This is a genomic window from Streptomyces sp. NBC_00433 (assembly GCA_036015235.1).
Lineage (GTDB): Bacteria > Actinomycetota > Actinomycetes > Streptomycetales > Streptomycetaceae > Actinacidiphila.
Map to the genome: position 1 here is coordinate 8,867,979 of CP107926.1, position 20,489 is coordinate 8,888,467.

Annotated in this window: 13 protein-coding genes and 1 pseudogene; 7 read left to right on the plus strand and 7 right to left on the minus strand. The window is 70.2% G+C overall.

Translation table 11 applies throughout. From position 1 onward, the window contains the following. Positions 1-459 precede the first annotated feature (459 nt). Both OG900_38515 and OG900_38520 read right to left on the minus strand, forming a co-directional pair. A complete protein-coding gene (locus tag OG900_38515) occupies positions 460-966 on the minus strand; it encodes a DUF6233 domain-containing protein (GenBank protein ID WUH95482.1) in 507 nt (168 codons plus the stop codon). 374 nt (positions 967-1,340) lie between these two features. Continuing rightward, a complete protein-coding gene (locus OG900_38520) occupies positions 1,341-1,907 on the minus strand; it encodes a lytic polysaccharide monooxygenase (protein ID WUH95483.1) in 567 nt (188 codons plus the stop codon). A 1,329-nt stretch (positions 1,908-3,236) separates the two neighbouring features. Between OG900_38520 and OG900_38525 the strand changes: the two genes are divergently transcribed. Both OG900_38525 and OG900_38530 read left to right on the plus strand, forming a co-directional pair. Continuing rightward, a complete protein-coding gene (locus tag OG900_38525) occupies positions 3,237-4,310 on the plus strand; it encodes a replication-relaxation family protein (protein WUH95484.1) in 1,074 nt (357 codons plus the stop codon). Between the two features lie 273 nt (positions 4,311-4,583). After that, a complete protein-coding gene (locus tag OG900_38530) occupies positions 4,584-5,288 on the plus strand; it encodes a hypothetical protein (protein ID WUH95485.1) in 705 nt (234 codons plus the stop codon). A 437-nt stretch (positions 5,289-5,725) separates the two neighbouring features. On the opposite strand, the gene OG900_38535 is transcribed toward OG900_38530, so the two are convergent. From OG900_38535 to OG900_38545, 3 genes are all read right to left on the minus strand, one after another. Further along, positions 5,726-9,523: a hypothetical protein gene (locus tag OG900_38535; GenBank protein WUH95486.1), complete on the minus strand. Its 3,798-nt coding sequence runs from the start codon at positions 9,521-9,523 to the stop codon at positions 5,726-5,728. Positions 9,524-9,833: 310 nt separating this feature from the next. Then, positions 9,834-10,424 (minus strand): hypothetical protein, encoded by a 591-nt coding sequence (locus OG900_38540; protein ID WUH95487.1) that lies wholly within the window; start codon positions 10,422-10,424, stop codon positions 9,834-9,836. A gap of 241 nt (positions 10,425-10,665) precedes the next feature. After that, positions 10,666-11,259 carry a helicase associated domain-containing protein gene (locus OG900_38545; protein WUH95488.1) on the minus strand — a complete coding sequence of 198 codons (594 nt, stop codon included), beginning with the start codon at positions 11,257-11,259 and terminating at the stop codon, positions 10,666-10,668. Positions 11,260-11,706: 447 nt separating this feature from the next. Between OG900_38545 and OG900_38550 the strand changes: the two genes are divergently transcribed. Both OG900_38550 and OG900_38555 read left to right on the plus strand, forming a co-directional pair. Continuing rightward, the gene (locus OG900_38550; protein WUH95489.1) at positions 11,707-12,090 is read left to right on the plus strand and encodes a hypothetical protein; all 384 of its coding nucleotides are present in this window, start codon (positions 11,707-11,709) and stop codon (positions 12,088-12,090) included. Positions 12,091-12,107: 17 nt separating this feature from the next. After that, complete coding sequence (locus tag OG900_38555) at positions 12,108-13,310, plus strand: integrase core domain-containing protein (GenBank protein WUH95490.1); 1,203 nt, start codon at positions 12,108-12,110, stop codon at positions 13,308-13,310. Between the two features lie 51 nt (positions 13,311-13,361). On the opposite strand, the gene OG900_38560 is transcribed toward OG900_38555, so the two are convergent. Continuing rightward, entirely contained in the window at positions 13,362-13,973 is a 612-nt protein-coding gene (locus OG900_38560; GenBank protein WUH95491.1) for a hypothetical protein, read from the minus strand. Between the two features lie 31 nt (positions 13,974-14,004). Between OG900_38560 and OG900_38565 the strand changes: the two genes are divergently transcribed. Then, positions 14,005-14,202 carry a hypothetical protein gene (locus OG900_38565; GenBank protein WUH95492.1) on the plus strand — a complete coding sequence of 66 codons (198 nt, stop codon included), beginning with the start codon at positions 14,005-14,007 and terminating at the stop codon, positions 14,200-14,202. Positions 14,203-14,717: 515 nt separating this feature from the next. After that, positions 14,718-14,953 (plus strand): annotated as a pseudogene (locus OG900_38570) (transposase). A 732-nt stretch (positions 14,954-15,685) separates the two neighbouring features. Here OG900_38570 and OG900_38575 read toward each other — a convergent pair. Continuing rightward, positions 15,686-19,399, minus strand: coding sequence for a helix-turn-helix domain-containing protein (locus tag OG900_38575; GenBank protein ID WUH95493.1), 3,714 nt, complete (start codon positions 19,397-19,399; stop codon positions 15,686-15,688). A 350-nt stretch (positions 19,400-19,749) separates the two neighbouring features. Here OG900_38575 and OG900_38580 point away from each other — a divergent pair, with 350 nt between their 5' ends. Then, entirely contained in the window at positions 19,750-20,097 is a 348-nt protein-coding gene (locus OG900_38580) for a hypothetical protein (protein WUH95494.1), read from the plus strand. Positions 20,098-20,489: the final 392 nt, after the last annotated feature.

The following is a 20,489-nucleotide window of genomic DNA, read 5'->3' on the forward strand; positions in this document are numbered from 1 at the left end:
GCGAGCCGCCCCCGCAGCGGTCCCCGCCGCTGTCCACCCGCGGGGACCGCCCCGGGGCGGGGAGGACGCCGTGCCGCAGTCGAGCGTTCACGACCGGGCGGTGCCACCGGCATCAGCCTGCAGGCCCTTGTGCGGGCCTCCAGGACCCCGGCCGGACTCGTCCAAACCGGCCCGTGCGGCGCGCGTCGGTAAGCCGTCGCCGACGGACCAGGCGAGCGCCGCGGTGCTGTGCGAGCAGTTGCAGTTCGCCGATCCGGCCGGGCGGACGACGACGGCCAGGAGGACCAGGAGCGGCAGTTGGTGCTCTCCCCGGAGCGGCTGGCCTGGCTCGAGGAACTGCAACGCGGATCGGCGGGCTCACCCGCGAGACACCGAAGCCCAAGCCGGGCATGCGCCGCAGCGAGACCGCTACCCCGCCGCCCCAACCCGGCTACAGGCGGCCCGGCTGAGGCCGGCGCCTCACGCGGCGGTGCGCAGGGGCCGGTCGGGGCGGCACAGCGGGCAGGGGGCTGCGTCGTCGCGTGTCAGGACGGCGCGGGCCTGCTCGGTGCTGGCGGGCCGGGCGAGGTCGCGGGCCGCGTGGCATTCGCCGCGGTGCACGATGCGGGCCGGCCCGCGCTCGGGCCCGGAGTACACCTTCTCTTCGACTTTCCAGGCCGGGGTGGTGCCGGGCCGCTCGGTGGGCACCTGGTCGTAGGGCTGGCCGTCGACCGGCTCGCACAGGGCGGCCGGTGCGCGGAAGTCGACCGGGGCGGGCAGGACCAGGAGCCGGCCCCGGTCGCTGCCCTGGCTGGGCAGGTGGATCTGCAGGTCGTACCACCAGCCGTCGGGTTCCCTGCGCCGGGATTTCACCACGGCGTACAGGTGCTGCCCGTCCGGGAGGGTGACGTCGACCAGCGGCCCGTCGCCCTGCGGCAGCGCGGCCGGCTGCCTTTCGCCGTGCTCCTGGTCCCGGTCGTCGCTCACCTCTCCAACCTAGTTCGATTCTCCGTTCGATTCCATGTGTGGAACGCTCCCCGCCGCCGCACCCGGGCCGCGTTCCACGGACATCACTACCGCAGGTCACAGCCGTGGAACGGTGGAGCGGCGACCCGGATCAGCAGGTGGGCAACCCGGGCGGCTACCCACCTGCTGGTCCCGTGGAACGCCACGCAAGGGCGGGTAACTCCATATAACGGTGGGGAACGGGGCAATCGCGGCGTCATGGAACTCCGCCGACCGTGCGGGCGGGCTACCGGCGGGCGTTCGCCGCCGGCCGCCGCGGCCGCGGTGGCGGGTGGGGGCGTGGTGGCGGGTGGGGGCGTGGGTCGGCCGGGGACGGCTGGCCCACACCTCGGGTGCTACGGGGTGAAGTTGGCGTCGATGACCTGGTAGAAGGCGTGGCCGGTGTCGGCGACCTCCCACACGCCGAGGATGACGTGGTATCCGGAGCGGTGCGGCAGCGTGATCGTGTGCGGCTTGTCGAGGTTCGGGTCGTTCTCAGCGGGGGGCATCTCGTGGTGGGGGATGTCGCCGTAGGGCTTGTGCGTCGCGAACGGCTCGCTTTCGAACTGCGCGCGGCTCAGGGGGGCGTTGGGGTCCCAGCCTTCCCTGGTGATGAAGTAGTTGAAGCGGCGCGTCCTGTGCTTCATTTTGAAGTTCCACTGGAAGGGGGCGTCGGCGCCCGACTGCAGGTCGACCTTCGGCCAGTCCCTGACCTCGTCGAGCGCGACGGCCGCCGGTTCGCTGCCGCTGCTGGCGATCCGGCCGTCCGGGGGTACCGGCTTGGGACCGCTGGGGTTGTCCGTCGGCACGTCCGGGTCGGACAGCCCGACCTGGTTCACCGGAAAGAACTTGCCGCCTTCCAGCCCGCTGGACGGCCAGCCTCCGTCGAACTCGATGTCCGCGCGGGAGCGCGGGTGTGTCATCCACCCGTGTCGGGGGGCGGCTTCTACGCGATCTTGTGTGGTCATGTCTTCTCTCTGCTCCCCGCCGATGCGCTGGGCGCCGGTGGTGTCCGTTTCGTGCGGGGGCGAAGCGGGCGGCATGGGCCGGCCGCTCTGCTCGCCGCGGAGTAACGAAGGTCACTGTAAGTTACCTTAAGTGGCTGCGATTTCTACGGAGCGTCACTCGAATGAGGCGAGTCCAGGGACGTGAAGCCGGAGAGCGCGGCCATCCCGGCCGGTGTATGCCGAGCGCTCCGGCCCGGGACGGGTGGTTCGTCCGTCCCGGGCCGACCCGTGCTAGCTAGGCGGCATGCCGCCCCTTGACCAACCCCTTGACCACGCTGTGCCATGGTCGGCCGGTCCTTGCGTTTCTCCTGGACAGCGGGGGTTGCCCGGTGGGAACAGACCGCGGACAAGGGGTGCCCGTGCAGGCTGCGGTCCGGCTCGTCGGCGATGGGCACCGGCGGGCGGAAGGGAGTCGCGGTGGCAGGCGCAGAATCGAGCGCGAGGCAGGTGCCCGCGCGGCTGGCGCGGGGTGCATCCCGGAGGGACCCGCAGAGCGGCAGCCGAGTGCACTGCTGGGGCGCGGCAAAGTACATGGAAGCGGCGCGGGGCAGGGTTCGGGCAGGTCAGCAGGTTGGGCAAAGTGCACTGCTGTCGGTGCGAATGGCATGGCGGGCACCGGCTGGTGGTCGCCGGCGGGGTTTCTGCGCGCTGTCGGCCGGTCCCGGGGCAGGCCTCACGGGGTCGGCTACCGCCGCTTCCCCGAGGGTGTCCCCGAGCCAGCACCCAAGGGTGCACCCGACCGCCTCGCGCACGGCCGGAGCGTTCTTCCTGGTCAGGCCCCTTGTCCCGAGGTCACCGGGGATGCCGACAACCCCTTTGCCCTCCACCCTCCTTGGCCGTACCTGGGGAAGGGGACGGTGCGGCGTAGGCGGGCGGCAGGGTGCGAGGGGTCCAGGGCCGGTTTCGGCCTGCGGCGGGCCCGGGCCGGGCCGCTGGCTGCCGCTGATGCGCCGGCCGAAAGGGGGCCGGGGCGGGTTGTCGGCGGCTCAGGCGACCATGGAAGGCCTCCACAGCAGAACGTCGCAGGGGAGGCGCAAGTGGCGGACACGGCAGGCTCGGTGACACCGGGGGAGCAGAAGGCGCGGCGGCCGCGGTCGGCGGTCCGCGACCGGGAGGACGTGCTGCGGGTGCTGGGGGTGCTGAAGGTGGCGACCGCGACGCAGATCATGGAGCTGGTACGCCCGCACCTGTCCGACAACAAGGCGATCCGCAAACGCGCTGCTGGCGCTCCGGGCCGACAGGCTGGTGCTTTCGGAGGGCAGCACTGCGGGGCCTGCGGGGAAGTTCGGTGCACCGGACCGGCGCGGCGAGCCGTCGCAGAAGCTGTGGGGCCTGACGAAGGCCGGCCTGGACTCCGCCGCGATCAAGCTGAAGCGAGAGCCCGACGTGATGGGCGGCCGTGCCCGCGGCGCCGGTACGGGGGGCGCTCCGCACGCGATGGCCGTCAATTCCACGGCCGTTGCCTTCATCCGCGGCGGCAGGCTCCCCGGCGCCTCGGCCGGGATCGGCGGTATCGACTCCTGGCGCACCGAGGCCGCGCACCCGCTGTCGTCCTCGGGCAAGCGCAACGTCCGCGCGGACGCGGTGTTCCAGGACAAGGACGCATGTGTGCCGCTGCTGATGGTGGAGGTCGACCGCTCCACCGAGCCCGCGCACGTCCTGGCGGACAAGGTCGCCTCCTACGCCGACTTCTACGCCCGCCGGGTGCGGCCCCCGGGACTTCCTCCCAGCACCGGCCACGGCACGATCGGCGACCTGAACACGGTGCCGTTCTGGGAGACGCTCTACCGCCGCACCGGCCTTGCGGGTCTGCCGCCGCTGGCGATCGTGCTCACCGGGGCCGGCCCCACCGCGCTGGAGGGCCGCATGCGCGCGGTCGGCCGGCTGTCCCGCGAGTTCTGGGCCGGGCAGGAGCACGCCGAGTACAGCTACGGGACGAGCGACGACGGCGACGGCGGCTTCTACCTCGGCTTCACCGGCAAGGTCCCGCTGGTGATGACGACCCTGGACCGCCTGCAGCAGCACGGCCCGATGGGGCCGGTGTGGTTCCGCGTCGCGCAGGAGCGCGGCCGGGAGCCCGAGCCGCTGCTGAAGGCGCTCACCGACACCCGCACGGCAGCCGAGTACCGCCAGCGCAGGAAGCAGCGCGAGCGCGCGGCCCCTGCACTCTCCAGCCTTCGCGTCCGCTCGGGGAGGGCCAGGGCCTGGTGCGTAGCGGGGGTGTCAAGGGCCTCCAGGTCTGATGGCAGCCCCGGCGGCTACGCGCTGGCGGGCTGCGGCTTGGTAAGGCCTCTGCGACCCGGCGCGCCATTTGTGTGAAGTGCGGGGACATGAAGCTGACCAGGGAGTCCAGCGTCGCTCGAGCATGCGCGACGCCCGTGCAGGCAGGCCTGCGTCCGCAAGCGTGAGGGGGCTTCGTCGCCGTCTCCCGGCAGAGGGTCATGACGGATCGGCGTCGGCATTTCCGGTTCGACCGTGGGCGTCCGGTGCGCTCAGCAGGTGTTGCGCACGGGAGGGAACCGCGGTCCCTGTCGGGCCCGTGTCCCTGGACGAAAGGGAGAGATGGCCGGGCCGAATCGGCGGGGGGCTCTCATGCAGATCATCGACGTGTCGGAGTACGACATTCGATCGGCTGTCATCACGATGCGGCGTAGGGGGACGCCGCTTGAGTTCGTGATCTTCCCTATGGTGCATGCGGCGCCGCCGACGTTCTTCGCGCAGGTCCGCAGGAGGCTCCGGGAATGCGATCTCATAGTCGTGGAGGGAATCCGGGGGAAGTCCGCCGTGGTGAGTACCCTCACGCTCGCATACCGGCTGGCCGCGTGGCGGCGGCGCAACGGACTGCAGGAGCAGCGGGACGAGTTGCTGCTTCCCGAGGGTGTTCCGGTCATCAGGCTGGAGACGACCGCGGCGGACGCGGCGGCAGACCTCAGGGCACTGCCGTGGTGGACCCTCCTCTTTCTCATGGTTCTGGCTCCCGTGGGGGGCTTGGTGATCGCGCTGTGGGGTCCGCGTGCCCTTCTCCACAAAGCCATGGCTGTCGAGTACCTGGCGACGAGCGAGGAGGCGGAGCCGGCGGCCGACGACGATGCCGTCCACCACGCGTTGGCCTATCGGCGTGACCGACGAGTGCTCGACGCGCTCGCCGAGATCCACGAGCAGCGCGCCGGCGAGCCGATCCGGGTGGCCGTCGTCTACGGGGCCGGCCACGTCCCCGCGATCGTGTCGGGGCTCCTCGAGCGTTACGGATACCGGCCCCGTGGTGCGGAGTGGCTCACCGTCTATGCCGCGGCGTGAGATCGCCCGAGGGGTGTCCCGGCTTCCAGGACGGCCTCACCGGCGCGTCGGGCGGGTCTCTGGTGGCCCCGCTCCGCCGGCCTCGTTGAGGCCGGGCGCAGCCTGTAGGCGCGCTGCCAGGCGACCGGCCAGGCTGGGCACCAGCTCGGGTCGATGGCCTCGGGTGCGTCGCGGCGTGCTTCGGTCAGCGCGCCGAGGGTGGAGCCGACGGGCAGGCCGGTCGCCTGGCAGCGCGCCTCGCCCGTCGACCGGCAGTCCTCAAATTCTTCAGCCAGACCCCCACCGGGTGCCCGTTCCAGACCGCTGTCGTGGGTGCCAGGAGGCTGCCGCGTTCGGCCGCCCACCCCTCCCGCGCTGACAGCCCCTCGGCGAAGGCGACTGTTGCGTTGGCCGTCCTCGTGGATGGAGAAGCGTTTCGTTCTGCGTGGGGTTGTGGTTCAGGGTGGGCATATGCGGTTGGGTGTCGGTCCGGGTAGGTACATGGATCGTTCTTGTGCGGTGAGGTCGCGGTTGATGGCCCGGCAGATCTGGGTGGCTGTTCCGGCCGGGTCGGGCAGGGTGGCGTCCCACAGCCGTACTGTGCCGTCCCAGCTGCTGGTGGCGAGTGTGCGGCCATTGGGGCTGTATGCCACCGACGTGACGCCGCTTAGTGTGGTGAGAGTGGCCCGGGTGTAGCCGGTGGCCGTATCCCACAGTCGTACTGTGCCGTCCCAGCTGCTGGTGGCGAGGGTGTGGCCGTCGGGGCTGTATGCCACCGACGTGACGCCACTGGTGTGGCCCTTGAGGGTGGCCCGGGTGCGGCCGGTGGCCACGTCCCACAGCCGTACGGTGTCGTCGTTGCTGCTCTGGGTGGCCACGGTGTGGCCGTCGGGGCTGAATGCCGCCGATATCGTGATAAGGCTTGGGTACTTGAGGAGGGCCGTGGTGCGGTGGCCGCCCAGATTCCACAGCCGCGTCTCGGCGAGAGGCCAGTTGGTGGCCATATCCATACTTCTGCCCTGACCGGTGATGGCGAGGGTGGTGGCGTCCGGACTGAATGCCACCGATTCGACGATGCCCACGTGGCCGTCGACAGTGGTCCCGGCACGGCGGGTGGCCAGGTTCCACAGCTGGACCGTGCCGTCGTGCCTGCCGACGGCGAGGGTGCTGCCGTCGGGGCTGAAGGCCACTGATGTTGTGGGGTCGGAGCCTCCGTTGAGGGTGGTCCTGGCGTGGTGGGCGGTGGTCAGGTCCCACAGTTCCACGCTGCTCGTCTGGTCCGCGACGGCGAGGGTGGTGCCGTCTGGGCTGATGGCCACCGACGATGCCTTGATGGTGTCTGTCGTGAGAGTGGCCCGGATGCGGCGGGCGGCTGCGTTCCACAGCTTCACCCCATCGCGGTCGCCGGTGGCGAGAGTGCGGCCGTCCGGGGCGAACGCCACCCACGCCGCCATGCTCAGGTGAACCGGGAGAGCGGCCCGGGCGCGGGTGGTGTTCCACACCCGTACGGTGTCGTCGGCGCCGCCGGTCGCCAGGGTACGGCTGTCCGGGCTGAAGGCGAGCGACGTGACAGGGCCGGATTGTCCGGTGAGCGTGGCCTGGACGCGGCCGTCGATGGGATACCCGGGGTGCGCGGGGAGTCCGCTGACGGCGTCTTGGGCGTGGTCGCCGACCAGGGGCCAGAGCTGCACGGTGCCGTGTCCGCTGCCGGTGGCCAGGATGGTGCCGTCGGGGCTGAAGGCCACTGACTGCACACCGTTGGTGTAGCCGGTCAGGGTCGCGCGGTTGCGGCGGGTGGCGATGTCCCACACCCGGGCTGTGCCGTCGTCGTTGCCGGTGGCGAGAGTGCGGCCGTTGGGGCTGAAGGCCACGGACGTCACGGAGGCCGGGCTGTGGAGGACTGCTCGGCGGTGGCCGGTGCTCGTGTCCCACAGTTGTGCTGTGTTGTCGCCGTAGTAGTCGTTGCCGGTGGCGAGAGTGCGGCCGTCGGGGCTGAAGGCCACGGACGTTGTACCGGTGGCATGCGGGGAACGCCGTGTGTGGCCGGTGTCCACGTCCCACAGCAGTAATGTGCCGTCGCCGCCGATGGTGGCCAGGGTGGTGCCGTCCGGGCTGAACGCCATCGACATCACGTCGGTGTCGAGGTGAAGAGTGTGCAGGACCCGACGGGTGGCCACGTCCCACACCTTCACCGTACGGTTCCCGGTGGCTGCCAGGGCGCGGTTGTCCGCACGGAAGCCTACCGAGATCCGGTTGTCGCCCAAACCGGTCAGTGTGGTTTTGGTGCGGCCGGTGGCTGCGTCCCACACGCGCACGGTGTTTTTGTACGCGGTGGCGACGGCAGTGCCGTCCGGACTGAAGGAAACGGACTGCGCACCGCCGGTGTGGCCGGTGAGCCGGCGCTGGAGGGGGACGGCGCCGGCGGCGTAGAGGCTGGTGAGGGCCTCACGGGTGGGGCTGATGCGGTACGCCGCCACGGCCAGGAGGGAAGCCAGGTCGGAGTCGGTGTTCAGTAAGGCCGTGGACTGGGCGGCGACCTGCCGGGACTGGGCTTGCTGTTCGGCGGTGAGGGCGCTTCGGCGTTCGTCCAGTGCCAGGTCGGCGTTGGACTGGGCTTGCTGTTCGGCGGTGAGGGCGCTTCGGCGTTCGTCCAGTGCCAGGGCGGCGGTCGTGACAGCGACGATGAGCAGGAGTGTGAGAACGGCTGCCAGCGTACGCAGTCGCCGGGTGGCGTGGACCGCTGTGCGCTGCTCACGGTGGCGGGTGTCGAGGCTGGTGGTGAGGAAGGACCGTTCCACCGGGGTGAGGTGTTCGCGGTCTTCGGCGGCGAAGGCCTCTTCTGCTCTGGTCAGGCGGCTGCCGCGGTAGAGGGCGCCGGGGTCACGGTCGAGTTGGTCCCAGGATGCTGCGGCTTCGGTGAGTTGTCGTTGCTGGCTGAGGAGTTCGCGGTTCTGGTCGATCCAGGCGTGCAGTCGGGGCCATGAGGTGATCAGGGCTTCGTGGGCGAGGTCGACGCTGTCGTGGTCGAGGGTGACCAGGCGCGCGCGGGCCAGGTGGTCGAGGACCAGTGTGGTGTCGGCGGGGCTGCAGGCGGTGAGTTCGGCACGGGCGGCGGGGCGGCGGGTGTCCTGAGCCCCCGAACCTGGTGTGATCAGCCGCAGGAGCAGGCGGCGGGCGAGAACGGCCTGCTCGGGGGAGAGCTGGGTGTACACCTCTTCCGCGGTACGGGCGATGGAGCCGTGGACGCCGCCGGCGGCCTCGTAGCCTTCCAGGGTCAGGGTCCGGGCGTGGCGGCGGCGCCAGGTCTCCAGCAGCGCGTGGGACATCAGGGGCAGGCCGCCGGGCTGGTCGACGACATCGGTGATGACCCGGGCGGTCAGGGCGCGTTCCAGGATCAGGCCCCCGGCGGCAGCGGGTTTGACGATCGCCTCCCGCAGTTCCTGTGGGCTCATCGGGCCGACGAGCAGGTTTGCGGCGCGCAGGGCGTCCGCCAGCCCGCGGTGTTCGGAGCAGCGGCCGTAGAAGTCAGCCCGCACAGCGATCACCACGCGCAGGCGGCTGCCCGGCGCGAGGGCGGTCAGCAGCAGGTCGATGAACCGGTTGCGCTGGCCGGTGTCCTGGCAGAGTGTGAAGACCTCCTCGAACTGGTCCACCATCACCCAGGTGTCCGACTTCGACTCTGCGCCCACGGGAACCAGAGCGCCTGCATGGACGCTTGCCGGATGCTCCCCTGGGGTGAGGATCCGGATCACCGCCGGACGGCCCTCGGGCGGGGCGCCTTGCAGGGCCGGAACCAACCCGGCCCGCAGCAGCGAGGATTTCCCACTGCCGGAGGTACCGACCAGACCCGCGAACCGGTGCTGTCCTGTCAGCCGCACCAGATCGGTGATCAGCTGGTCCCGGCCGAAAAAACGGCCCTGGTCACCGGGCTCAAAACGCGCCAGGCCCCGGTAGGGAGCCAGCGTTCCGTCGTCAGCCGCCGGCAGCGCCGCCTCCGCGCGAGAGGCCTGCCACCAGCGCCTCTCCCACTCGGCGGCATCCCCGCCACAGGCACCCACGTAAGCCAGGGTCACGGGCAGGGAAGGCAGCCGCCCACCGGCGGCAGCCTCGGACAGTGTGGCGGCCGCGTACCCGGCGCTCTCGGCCATGGCACGGTAGGCGACCCCGCCGGCCTCCTGGCGTAGCAGGCGCAGGTCGTGGGCGAAACGCTGGACCGGCCCGGCCTCGGGATCCAGTTGGCTCTCCCGGCGTCCCATGGCTCATTCCCCCTTCCTTCCGTGCTGGACGGCGTCTCATCGACCCTCGAGCCGGCCCCCAGCGTGCGACTGCGCAGAGGCTTTGGAGACCAACCGTGCAGGAACGCGCTGTCCCGCGCCAGCATGCGTCCGACCCTCTCCCGGGGGCAGGCGCGGCTGGGCGGTCACGGTGCCCGCTCTCGTGCGCCGGAGCCCGGCGCCGTGAGTGTGCGCCGGCGAACGGATCGACGTGACGGACTCGGCCGTCCGAACCGTCCGCGGGTGACGGCCTTCGCGCGGGTTCCGCGCGAAGGCCGGTGGAAAAGGAGGGTCAGCAGTTGACGATCTGCGTCACGGGTGACCAGTTCACGCCGGCGGACGCGTAGTAGTAGGCGCCGGGCATCCGCCAGGTCGACCCGTCCGTGAAGTAGGCCGTGGGAACGGTGCCACGGGTCTGGTTGTTCTCCCACGAACCCGTGGTGAACCAGGGGATGGGATATGCGCCGCATGAATACATGCCGATGTTGTCGCCGCCCCGGTACGCGTTCTGGTAAGCGCAGAACCAGTAGTAGTCCGCGGTGGGCGAGCACTGGGCGGCGTTGTCCACGGCGGGCCTCACGGCGCCCAGTTGACGCGGCCGGCCCTCCCCGGGTACCGCGACGTTGAGGACCGCTCCTTTCAGGTCGATCTGGTTGGGGGAGACCTGGGTGCCCTTCCCGGCCAGCTTGGTCAGGTAGGTGTCCACCTTGCTCTGCAGGCCGGTGGCCTGCTTGGTGCTCAGCCCGGCCTCGCGGGCCTCGGCCACGAACCCCGCACGGCCGCTGGCCGCGGCGCTCGCCGTGCCGCTCCCGGCGATCGTGGCGAGCGCCATCATCGTGAGGAGGATGATGCCCGCCAGGCTTGCCCTTGTCTTCTTGTACACGGTGTTCCTTCCGTCGTCAGATGCTCACGGACGGGCCGGACACGGGGCTCACACGGTCCCCCGTGTCCGCCTCCCCCGGGAGGCAGTGGCCCCGAGCCCGACTTCGCCGTCAGCCTCACGGTCGCGGTCCCCTCCTTGCGGGTTCCGCTAGAACGATTGGAGCGTCCGCGAAATTGATTGGCAGCCCTGTTCGGCCGTGCCTGTCAACTGCTGCCCCGAGGACGGTTGCCCGTGCCTCCGGCTACCAGCGCATCCCCAACTCGGCCAGCTCCTGGTGCCGCTCCGCCGTCAGTTTGTCGGCCCGTCTGCGGGCGTTGTCCACGAACATGCCGAGCTTGTGTTCGACTCCGTCCACGACCTCGACATGCTTCCTGGGCACCTGGAGGCTGCCTTCGCGGGTGTGGAACTGTCGGGCGGCCAGGATGTTCGCCGCCCATTTGTCGGCCTGCGTACGGGGCGCCTGCGACCTCTCCTCAGGCTCCGCCGGGGACAGGTGGAGCATGTGCTCCAGCATCCACGCCTGAGCAGGCAGCAGGGCATCCCAGCCCAACCGCTGCGCCTGGACCCACGCCCCCAAATCCTCGCCCTGCAGCGTCATCTGCCCAGGGGCGGTGGGCAGTTCGGTGCCGGCCTCGCTGAGGTTGCGGCACAGCTTGTAGCAGCGCTGCCAAGCGACCGGCCAGGCCGGACGCCATGACGGGTCGATGTTCTCGAGCGCGTCGCGGCGCTCTTCGGTCAGCGCCCCGGCGGTGGAGCCGACCGGCAGGCCGGCTTCGCGCCGCGCCTCGATCTCCGCCGCCTTCCTGCCTGCCGTCCTCAGATTCTTGGCCCACACTGCGTGTCCTCGCCCGACTGTCGCGATGTTTCCTCGGTGGGATGTCACAGCCCGCGTTATGCGGAGCGGCGATCTGACCTGCGGTTTCGACGCAGTGGTTGAACCGCAGAGCTGACGCTGATGTGACGACTTCTTCTGACGCCGGGCGAGGAATCCCGGGACATTGTCATGAGGAATCCACTGGGGAAAGGCGGGCTGACCTGCAGGTTTATTCTAGCGCGAGGAGGTGTTGAGTACGCAGCGCCGCTGGCCGATGTTGAGGGCGACGAGTCGGCCCCACGCGTGTGGGGCGGAGCGAGCCTACTCGGCAACGGCCACCGCTTTGATCGAGTCATCCCCACAGCTGTGGGGTGGAAGACCTCGGGGAACCCTCTCTGTCAGCCTTGGGTGAGACGTCCCGCTTCGTCGGGTTAGCTTGAGAGGGCACGACAGGAGAGCCACCCCCTCATGACCAGCACCACGCCTGCCGGACCCGACCCGGCCGCGCGGCCGAAGCGCCGCACCCTCAGCCCCGAGTACAAGCTGCGGATCGTGGCCGAGTGCGACGCCGCACCCGACAACGAGAAGGGTGCGGTCCTGCGCCGAGAACGCCTGTACCACTCGCGCGTCAAGGAATGGCGGGCCGCGCGGGACGCCGGGGCCCTGGAGAAGCTGGTCGACAAGCGCACCAGCCCGGTGAGGCCGAAGAGGTCGGCTGCCGGGGCGGAGAACGAGAGGCTGCGCCGCCAGGTGGAACGGCTGGAGAAGGAACCGGCCCGGAACAAGGCTGCGCTGGAGGTCATGGGAAAAGCTTCCGCGCTCTTGGAAACGATCTCCGAGAGCGCGGACTGAACGCTGCCGCCGAACCGGTGGTCGACGACGCGTTCACCGGCATCGGTGACAAGCCCGGTGCCACGGCGGCCTGCCGGCTGACCGGCCGCTCCCGGACCACCCACTACCGCCGGCTGCGGCCCCCGCCCGAGCGAAAGCCCAGCAAACCGCAGGCCCAGCCCTCGGCCCTCACACCGAAGGAACGGGCAGCGGTCCTGGAGCTGATGAACTCGGGCGAGTACGCCGAGCTGCCACCCGCGCAGACATGGGCCCGCGAGCTGGATGCCGGGCGCTACCACTGCTCCGTCTCCACGATGTACCGCATCCTGCGCGAGAAGGGCCAGTCCGGCGAACGCCGCCGCCAGGCCACCCACCCGGCGAAAACGGTGCCCGAACTGGTCGCCACCGGGCCCTCCCAGGTGTTCACCCGGGACATCACGAAGGCGGCCGGGCCGGCCGAGGGCGTCTGGTACCACGCCTACGTCATCATCGACATCGTCAGCCGCTACATCGTCGGCCATACCGTCGAGGCCGCCCAAACAGCGGTGCGGGCCGAGGAGCTGATCCGGGAGACCATCGTCGGCAACGGCATCGTGCCCGAGACCGTGCACGCCGACCGCGGCACGTCGACGACCTCCAGGAAGGTCTCCCAGCTGCTGATCGACCTCGGGGTGACGAGGTCGCACTCGAGGCCCGGGGTCTCCAACGACAACCCCTACATCGAGGCCCACTTCAAGACCGTGAAGTACATGTCCGACCACCCCGAGCGGTTCGATTCGCTGGCCCACGCCCGCGAGTGGTTCGAGGCGTTCATCGCGTACTACAACCACGAGCACCGGCATTCGGGCATCGGCTGGCACACGCCCGCCAGCATGCACTTCGGCACCGCCGAGGAGGTCCGAGACCACCGGGCCGTCACCCTCGCCGACGCATACCGCCCGCAGCAGCACGGCCCGATGGGGCCGGTGTGGTTCCGCGTCGCGCAGGAGCGTGGCCGGGAGCCCGAGCCGCTGCTCCAGGCGCTCACCGACACCCGCACGGCAGCCGAGTACCGCCAGCGCCGCAAGCAGCGCGAGCGCGCGGCGGAGGCTGCCGAAGCCGAGAGGCAGCGCCGTGAAGCGGCCGAGCAGCAGCGTCTGGGTGAGGAGTGGGGGCGCTCGGAGTGGTTCGAGAAGCGGAAGAGGAAGGTGAAGAAGCTCGCCCGCCTGTGGAATGAGCCCAAGGCCGAAGACGAGCGGTGAAGCCCTGGCCCGCGCATCTCACGCCGGTGACAGTGGCCGGGGCCGGATGCGTCACCGCTGCGACAGTGCCGCTGCGCTGCTCGCTCCAGCCTTCGCGTCCGTTCGGGGGAGGCCCTGGAGCGTAGGCGCCTGGGCAGGGGAGCACCGTGATGCGATTGGCTCCGCAGCGAAAACGGCTGTTGGCGCCGACCTGCTCGGGGGCCGACGCCAACATGTTCGTACGTCAGGATGAGACGGTCGCGTAGAAGCAACGGTCCTGGACGCCGTTCTTCTGATCCAGACCGTCATCGTGTAGGTGTGGTCTTCGGGCAGGTTCGGACCCACCCACCCGCTCCAGTACGGGGAGTTGTGTCCGCTGGTGGTCGCCACCCGGCCGTCGCTGAGGTATGCGTAGATGGCGTAGCCGTCAGCCAGCCCGTCGTACGCCCTCAGGGCATCCCCCGGGTTCCCGTCCTGGGGGTCCTGGCTCCACTGGCCCATGCCCATCTCCTGGCCGTTGAAGTTGTAGATCACCAGGTCCGTGTAGTTCCCCGCCGTGGTCTGGACGACCCGCAGTTGCTGCGCGGCCGGCGCGGCGGCATCGGCCGCACCCGCACCGGTCACGAGCACCCCGCCGGTCAGTACGGTGACAGCAGCTGCTAAGCCGGCCATCTTGATACGCATAGTTGTTCCCCCTTCTGCCAAGACCCTACGCATGGCCCTGCTACCTGCAGGCCTGGACGCCCGGGTGACGGCTGCCAGGGTGTGCTGGGTCTGGCTGGTCGTCTGCGCGAGGCTGCGACCGGCCTGTCCGGCAGCATCCGTCGCTTCGGTCTCCGCCGGCCGGTTCTGCAAGGCGGCAAGCGATGTGATGAACCTGCTCAATTTCTTCTTCAAAGGTTTGCCCTTCTGACGGAGGCGCCGGCGTGCCGACCGTTGGTGTGCCGAGTCCATCGGCGGCGGGATTGTCTGGCAGCCCGCTGTGACCAGGTGGAACAACCCCGGACGGCTGGACGGCGCCGGGAGTCTGGTTCCGTCCGAGGGGCTGATAGCGCCCTTGTGGGGTGTGAAGAGGGGTGCGTAGTGTGCGACGGGTTCCGCCCGTGGACGGTGGGGGAAGACGGGATGGTGTGCGGGTGGTAGGGCGTCCTGAAGGGCCGTTAGATCCCGGTGCGGGTCCGATCCAGCTGTTAGCGGCTGAGTTGCGGAGGCTGCGGGCAGAGGCGGGCAGTCCGACCTATCGGGAGATGGCCCGCAGGACGAGCAATGCTCAAGACCTGTGGATCGGTCCCGGGAGGGCACGCGGAGGGCGTACCTTCCCGAATGATCCTTAAGGTCTCCGAGTAGGCCCGCGTCACAGCGCGGGTCGGGAAGGCACGCCCAGCGCTCAGCGTAGTCACCGATGACGGCTCCACCCAGTCCGGTTCCCTGATCGACGAGATCGTCCGCGAGGGCGCCCGGCGGATGCTGGCTGCCGCCCTGGAGGCGGAAGTCAACCAGTACATAGCCGAGTTGGTTGCTGAGACCGACGAGCAGGGGCATCGCCTGGTGGTCCGCAACGGCCGCCACCGGCCCCGGACGGTGGCCACGGCAGCTGGGGCGATCGAGGTTCCGCGCCCCGGGTGAACGACCGCCGCGTCGACGAGTCCACGGGAGAGCGCAAGCGGCGCTGGGACAGCCCTGGCGCCCGGACGCCCTCCTCGACTCATCCAACTGGCTGCAGCTCAAAGCAGCCACCGCGTAGAACACCGACGCGGCCAGACTCCTCGCCGAGCGCGGCCGCACCAAACGGATCCGCAACGCCGCCAAGACCAACATCCAGCGGCACAACTCGCACTGAGCCGCAGGTCAACTCATCCACAAGTCTTGACTATTGCTCCGCCAACCCGTAATCGGCTTGGATCCGCAGTCCGATGCTCATCTCGGATCGCTTCACATACAGCCACGAGGATGCCGCGGTGCATGGGCAAAGGACCAGGACCGCGATCGTCGCCCATACCAGTGTCGGGCGGTCGCCGCGGATGTCGGGAAGATCGGGGATGACGAGTATCCCTCCCACCCACGTCAGCGCTGCCACCCTCAACCCGCCACGAAGTAACTGACGAGCAATCATCGCTCTGCCCCCAGGAATGACTGCCGCCCCACGCTGAGGACCCAACGGGCCCATGATGCAGACTCATGGCACCGTCCGTGGGTTGTACGAGCATCTGCTGGCCGGCCGGGTTCTTGTGCAACCAGCGGGTGCGGGAGAGGCCTGCTGGGACCGGGCGAAGTCGGCCCGAGCGGATCGCCTGTGGTGCTCCTTCATCGTGATCGGCAGTCCTGGGTGTGGAGATCCCTGACGGGGTCGGGCGTTGACCCGGCTGCGCCGTGCGGGGTCCGCTGAGGGTGTCGGGTCAGTTGGGGCAGATGGGCTGTTTGGGCTGGTCGGGGAGGTAGAGGGCGTGTTCGTCGGGGGTGAGGTCGCGGTGGACTGCGTGGCAGATCCGGTCGATGGACTGGGTGGGGGTGGGTAGCGCGACGTCCCATGTGCGTACGGTCCCGTCGGCCGCGGCGGTGATGAGGGTGTGGCCGTCGGGGCCGAAGGTGGCCGTGCGGACCGGTGATGCGGGGCCGGTGAATGTGCCCCGGACGCGGCGGGTGGAGGGGTCCCACAGTTGGACGGTTCCGCTTCGTCCTCCGACGGCCAGTGTGCGCCCGTCGGGGCTGAATGCCAGGGCTTGCACGGGGTCGGTCTGTTCGGTGGTCAGGATCCGGGAGTGTCGGCTTGCGGTGTCTACCAGCCGAACCACGCCGTCTGCCGTGCCGAGGGCCAGTGTGTGCCCGTCGGGCCTGTAGGCGAGGGCGGCATGTCCGATCCCGGTAATGGACGCCCCGGAGGCATCGGGGACGATGACCGCGCGTCCTTTATCCGTGTTGCACAGGTACACAGCACCGGTTGACGCGTTTACTGCCACGGTCTTGCCGTCAGGGCTGAACACTGCGGTGCACATCCCGGGGACGTTGCAAGACAAAGGCAAGGTGTCGCGGACACGGCCGGTCGTCACGTCCGTGATCTGATGGCTTCCATTGTGGCCGTCAATGATCACGGTGCCCCCGTCCGGGCTGAACACAGGTGGCCCCACGCTCTCGTCGCGCAGGCGTGTGGTGCGTCCGCTGACGGTGTCTTTGAGTAGTACCTCTTCCGGGCGCACGATGGCCAGCAGGCGGCCGTCGGGGCTGAGGGCAAGGGCTGTGGCGGAGGTGGCGCCGTCGATTTGTTGCGTGCGTCCGGTGGTGAGGTCGTGGAGCTGCACGTGCCCGTGGCCGTCGCCCAGTGCGATGGTGCGGCCGTCCGGGCTCACTGCGGTCAGTCCGCTGTGAGCGGTGAACTGGGCGCGGAAGGGGACGGTGTCCCACAGCCGTACGGTGCCGTCCTCGTCGGCGGCGGCCAGAGTGCCCCCGTCCGGGCTGAAGGCGAGGTTTAAGGCGTGGGTCGTGCCGGAGGGCAGGGTCCGCTGGCGGCCGGACCGTGCGTCCCACAGGCGGACAGTGAGGACGTCGGTGGCGGCAAGGGTCTGGCCGTCGGGGCTGACGGCCAGGCCGCCGACAAGGCTGCCCCAGCGGATGTTCATGACGGGCAGTTGGTGCCCGGTGCGCAGGTCCCACGTGCGGATGTCTTGTCCGTCTCCTTCCACAGCGGCCAGGGTCTGCCCGTTGCCGCTGAGTGCAATGTCCGCGATGCTTTCCCGTACGGTGAAACGGTTCCGTACCCGGCTGGATGTGGTGTCGAGCTCCATCACCTGGCTGCCGACGCTGACAGCCATGGTGCGTCCGTCCGCTGACACCGCCAGCAACGCATTCGCGTAGCCCGCGTGGGAGACGAAGCGGTCGCGCTGACGTCCGGAGGGTATGTCGGTGATCCGGATGTCACCGAGGCCTTTGGTGTCGACCAGGACCCGCCCGTCGGCGCTGAGGATCCCGCTGCACTCCCTCCCCGGGGCGTCGATGACGGTGCGCACCACCGAGGTTCGTGTGCTGTGCGATTCGACCTTGCCGTCACAGCGGCTGAGCAGCACAGCGCGGCTGTCGGCGCTGAACGCCACCGAGGTGACAGGCCCGCCGGAGCGGCTGAGGGCAGTGGGGGCCCGGCCGGACTGCAGGTCCCACAGGAGCGCCGGGCCGTACCTGCTGCCCGCGGCCAGGGACTGCCCATCGGGGCTGAACGCCATGGACGTCATGTCCGGGAGCTGGCCGGGGAGTCGGCTGCGGAGCGGTTGGGCGGCGGCCGTCTGCAGGGAGGCGGTGGCTTCTGCGGTGGGCGAGGTGCGGTAGGCCTGGACGGCGAGCAGTGAGGCCAGATCGGGGTCGGTGGCGGCCAGCGCGTCGGCGCGGGCGGCGAACTGCCGGGACTGCGCGACCTGCTGGGCGGCGACGGCCTGGCGTCTGGCCTGGTCGCTGTTGCGGCTTTGTGCTACGGCGGTGATGCCCGCGGTGATGGCCAGGATGAGGAGGATCGACAGGGTTGCGGTGAGGGTGCGCAGGCGGCGGGTGGTGCGTGCGGCGGTCTGCTGCTCATGGCGGTGTGCCTGCGTGCTCGCGGTGAGGAACGCGGTTTCGGTGGTGGTGAGTTCCTGTTTTCGGCAGGGCGGGGGGAATGCTTCTTCGGCTGCCGCGAGGCGGGTGCCGCGGTAGAGGGCACCGGGTTCGCGGTCGAGGTCGTGCCAGACCGTGGCGGCTTCGGTGAGCTGCCGCTGGATCCGCATGCGTGCGCGTTCCTCGTTGATCCATGTCTGGTAGCGGGGCCACGCGGCGATGACGGCTTCGTGTGCGAGGTCGATGGTGTTGTTGTCCAGAGTGAGCAGCCTGGCCCGGGCGAGTTGCTCCAGTACACGGCTGGTCTCGGCCGATCCGGCGCCGGGTTCGCCGGGTTCGCCGGGTTCGCCGGGTTCGCCGAGTCCGCCGAGTTCGCCGTGCGTGGTGGGGCGGCGGGTGTCGGGGGTGCCGTCGCCGGGGGTGACCAGGCGCAGCAGGATCCTGCGGGCGGTGTCGGCCTCGTGCGGGCCCAGTCTGCTGTACAGGTCCTCGGCTGTTGCGGCGATCGCGCCGTGGATGCCGCCGGCCGCCTCGTACATCGTCTCGGTGAGTACCCGGCCGCGTCGACGGCGCCAGGTTTCCAGCAGCGCGTGGGAGACCATCGGCAGGCAGTTGGGCTCCGCCGATGCCTCCCGCACGATCCGCGCGGTCAGCGACCGCTCCACTATCAGCCCGGCGGCCGCGGCCGGCCTGACGATCGCCTCCCGCAGTTCGGCCGGGTTCATCGGGGGGACCAGGATGGTGGTGTCCCGCAGGGCCTGGGCGAGGCCGTCGTGTTCGGCGCAGCGGGCGTAGAAGTCCGCCCGGACCGCGATCACCACGCGCAGCCGGCCGCCGCGGGCCGCTGCAAGGACCAGGTTCAGGAAACCCGTCCGCTGGGTCTCATCCGCGACGAGGGTGAACAGCTCCTCGAACTGGTCGATGACGACCACGGTGTCGCCCTCGCCCTCGCCTTGGCCGGGGGCCAGGGCGGCCGCGTGCACGGACAGCGGTCTGGGGCCGGGGGTGAGGATGCGGATGACCGCCGGGCGGGCGACCGGGCCGCTGCCGTTCTGCAGCGCGGGCACCAGCCCGGCGCGCAGGAGCGAGGACTTGCCGCTGCCGGAGGCGCCGACCAGGGCCACTAACCGGTGGGCGCGCACCTGCGCCGTCAGATGGGAGACGAGCTCGCCGCGGCCGAAGAACAGGTCGCGGTCACCGGGCTCGAACCGCTCCAGCCCCCGATACGGCGCAACGGTCTCCGGATCGAGCGGCACCTCCTCCTCGTCCACCTCCGAGGCCGCCTGGTACCACCGCTCCTCCCACTGCTCGGCTACGCCGCCGCACGCCTGAACGTAGGCCAGCAGGACCGGCAGGGTGGGCAGCCGCTCGCCGGCGGCGGCGTAGGACAGGGTGCTCGCACCGCACCCCGTACGCCGGGCCATCTCGCGGTAGCTGGGGCTGCCCGCCTCCTCCCGCAGCTTGCGCAGTTCACACGCCAGCCGCTGTACCGGTCCTGCGTCCGGATCCAGCGGACGCTCAGGACGCCCCGCCACCAGCCACCACCCCTCCCCTGTACCGGTCAGCCCAACTGGCCGGTCGTCAATTAACCGGTGCCCAGTGTGCAGGGTGCGCGCATTGACCCAAGTGACGGAAGCAGCCTGCCGGTCAATCCGACGGTTGATGGACTCGGAATGTGCCCGCCGCCCGGCAGGCACCCACAGGAAGGTGCTCCGCGACGAAGGGTCGTGGGCAACAAGGGGAGGGGATCAAGATGAAGGTTGCGTTACGAACGAAACTGGCGGTGGCGGCCGCCGCACTCGCCCTACCGGCTACGCTCCTGATCGGGGCGGGGACGTCCTCGGCCGCCAGCGCTCCCAGAGGCGTCAGCACCGAGGTGCATCCGATGAACTGGACCAGCTCCATCTCCATGGTGCGGGCCAACAACGGGTGGCAGTCGCGCCGGTGGAGCGACGTGTCGTACACCCAGATCATCTTCAAGGGCTGCGTTTCGACGCACAACCAGAGCGTCACGATCGAACTGCGCCAGGACATCAGCGGCGCCCCTGACAAGTCCTATGGCACCCACGTACTGACCAACTGCTTCCACGGCAAGGACAGTTCAGGCACGTGGGACGGTCTGCCCTCGGGAAACTACTTCTTCCAGATCGACGCCGTCGACGACTCCGGGGCCTCCGACGACCCGGTGTCCGTGTCAACCGTCATCCAGGACACCACCAAGGCCGACGGCTAGCTACGGCCGCCTGTCGGCAGGCCGCCGCCGCCCGCCGACGGCCCGCGATCCACAACCGGCGGTAGGGTGCGGTCACCGCCTGTAACCGCCTGAACGGTGGTCCGTACTGGTGCAAGCAGGCCGGTCATGTCCCACCCCGCCGCCGGATCATCCGGGGGCGGGGCGGGGCCGTATGCGGATCGGTACCGGGCCAGGGCTGCGATGCCGACTGTGAGGGGCGTGCTGGTGGCAGCGCTTGTGCGCCAGCCTTGTTCGGCTGGTGACTGCCTGGTCATGGGTGTGTGGGTGCCGGTTGGCCTGCTGTCAGGGGGTGACCAAGCGGCTGCCGTTCAGCGGCGGGGATGGGGCGGATCGGCTGTCGTGGGTGTGGCTGCTCCCACTTCCACACGGGG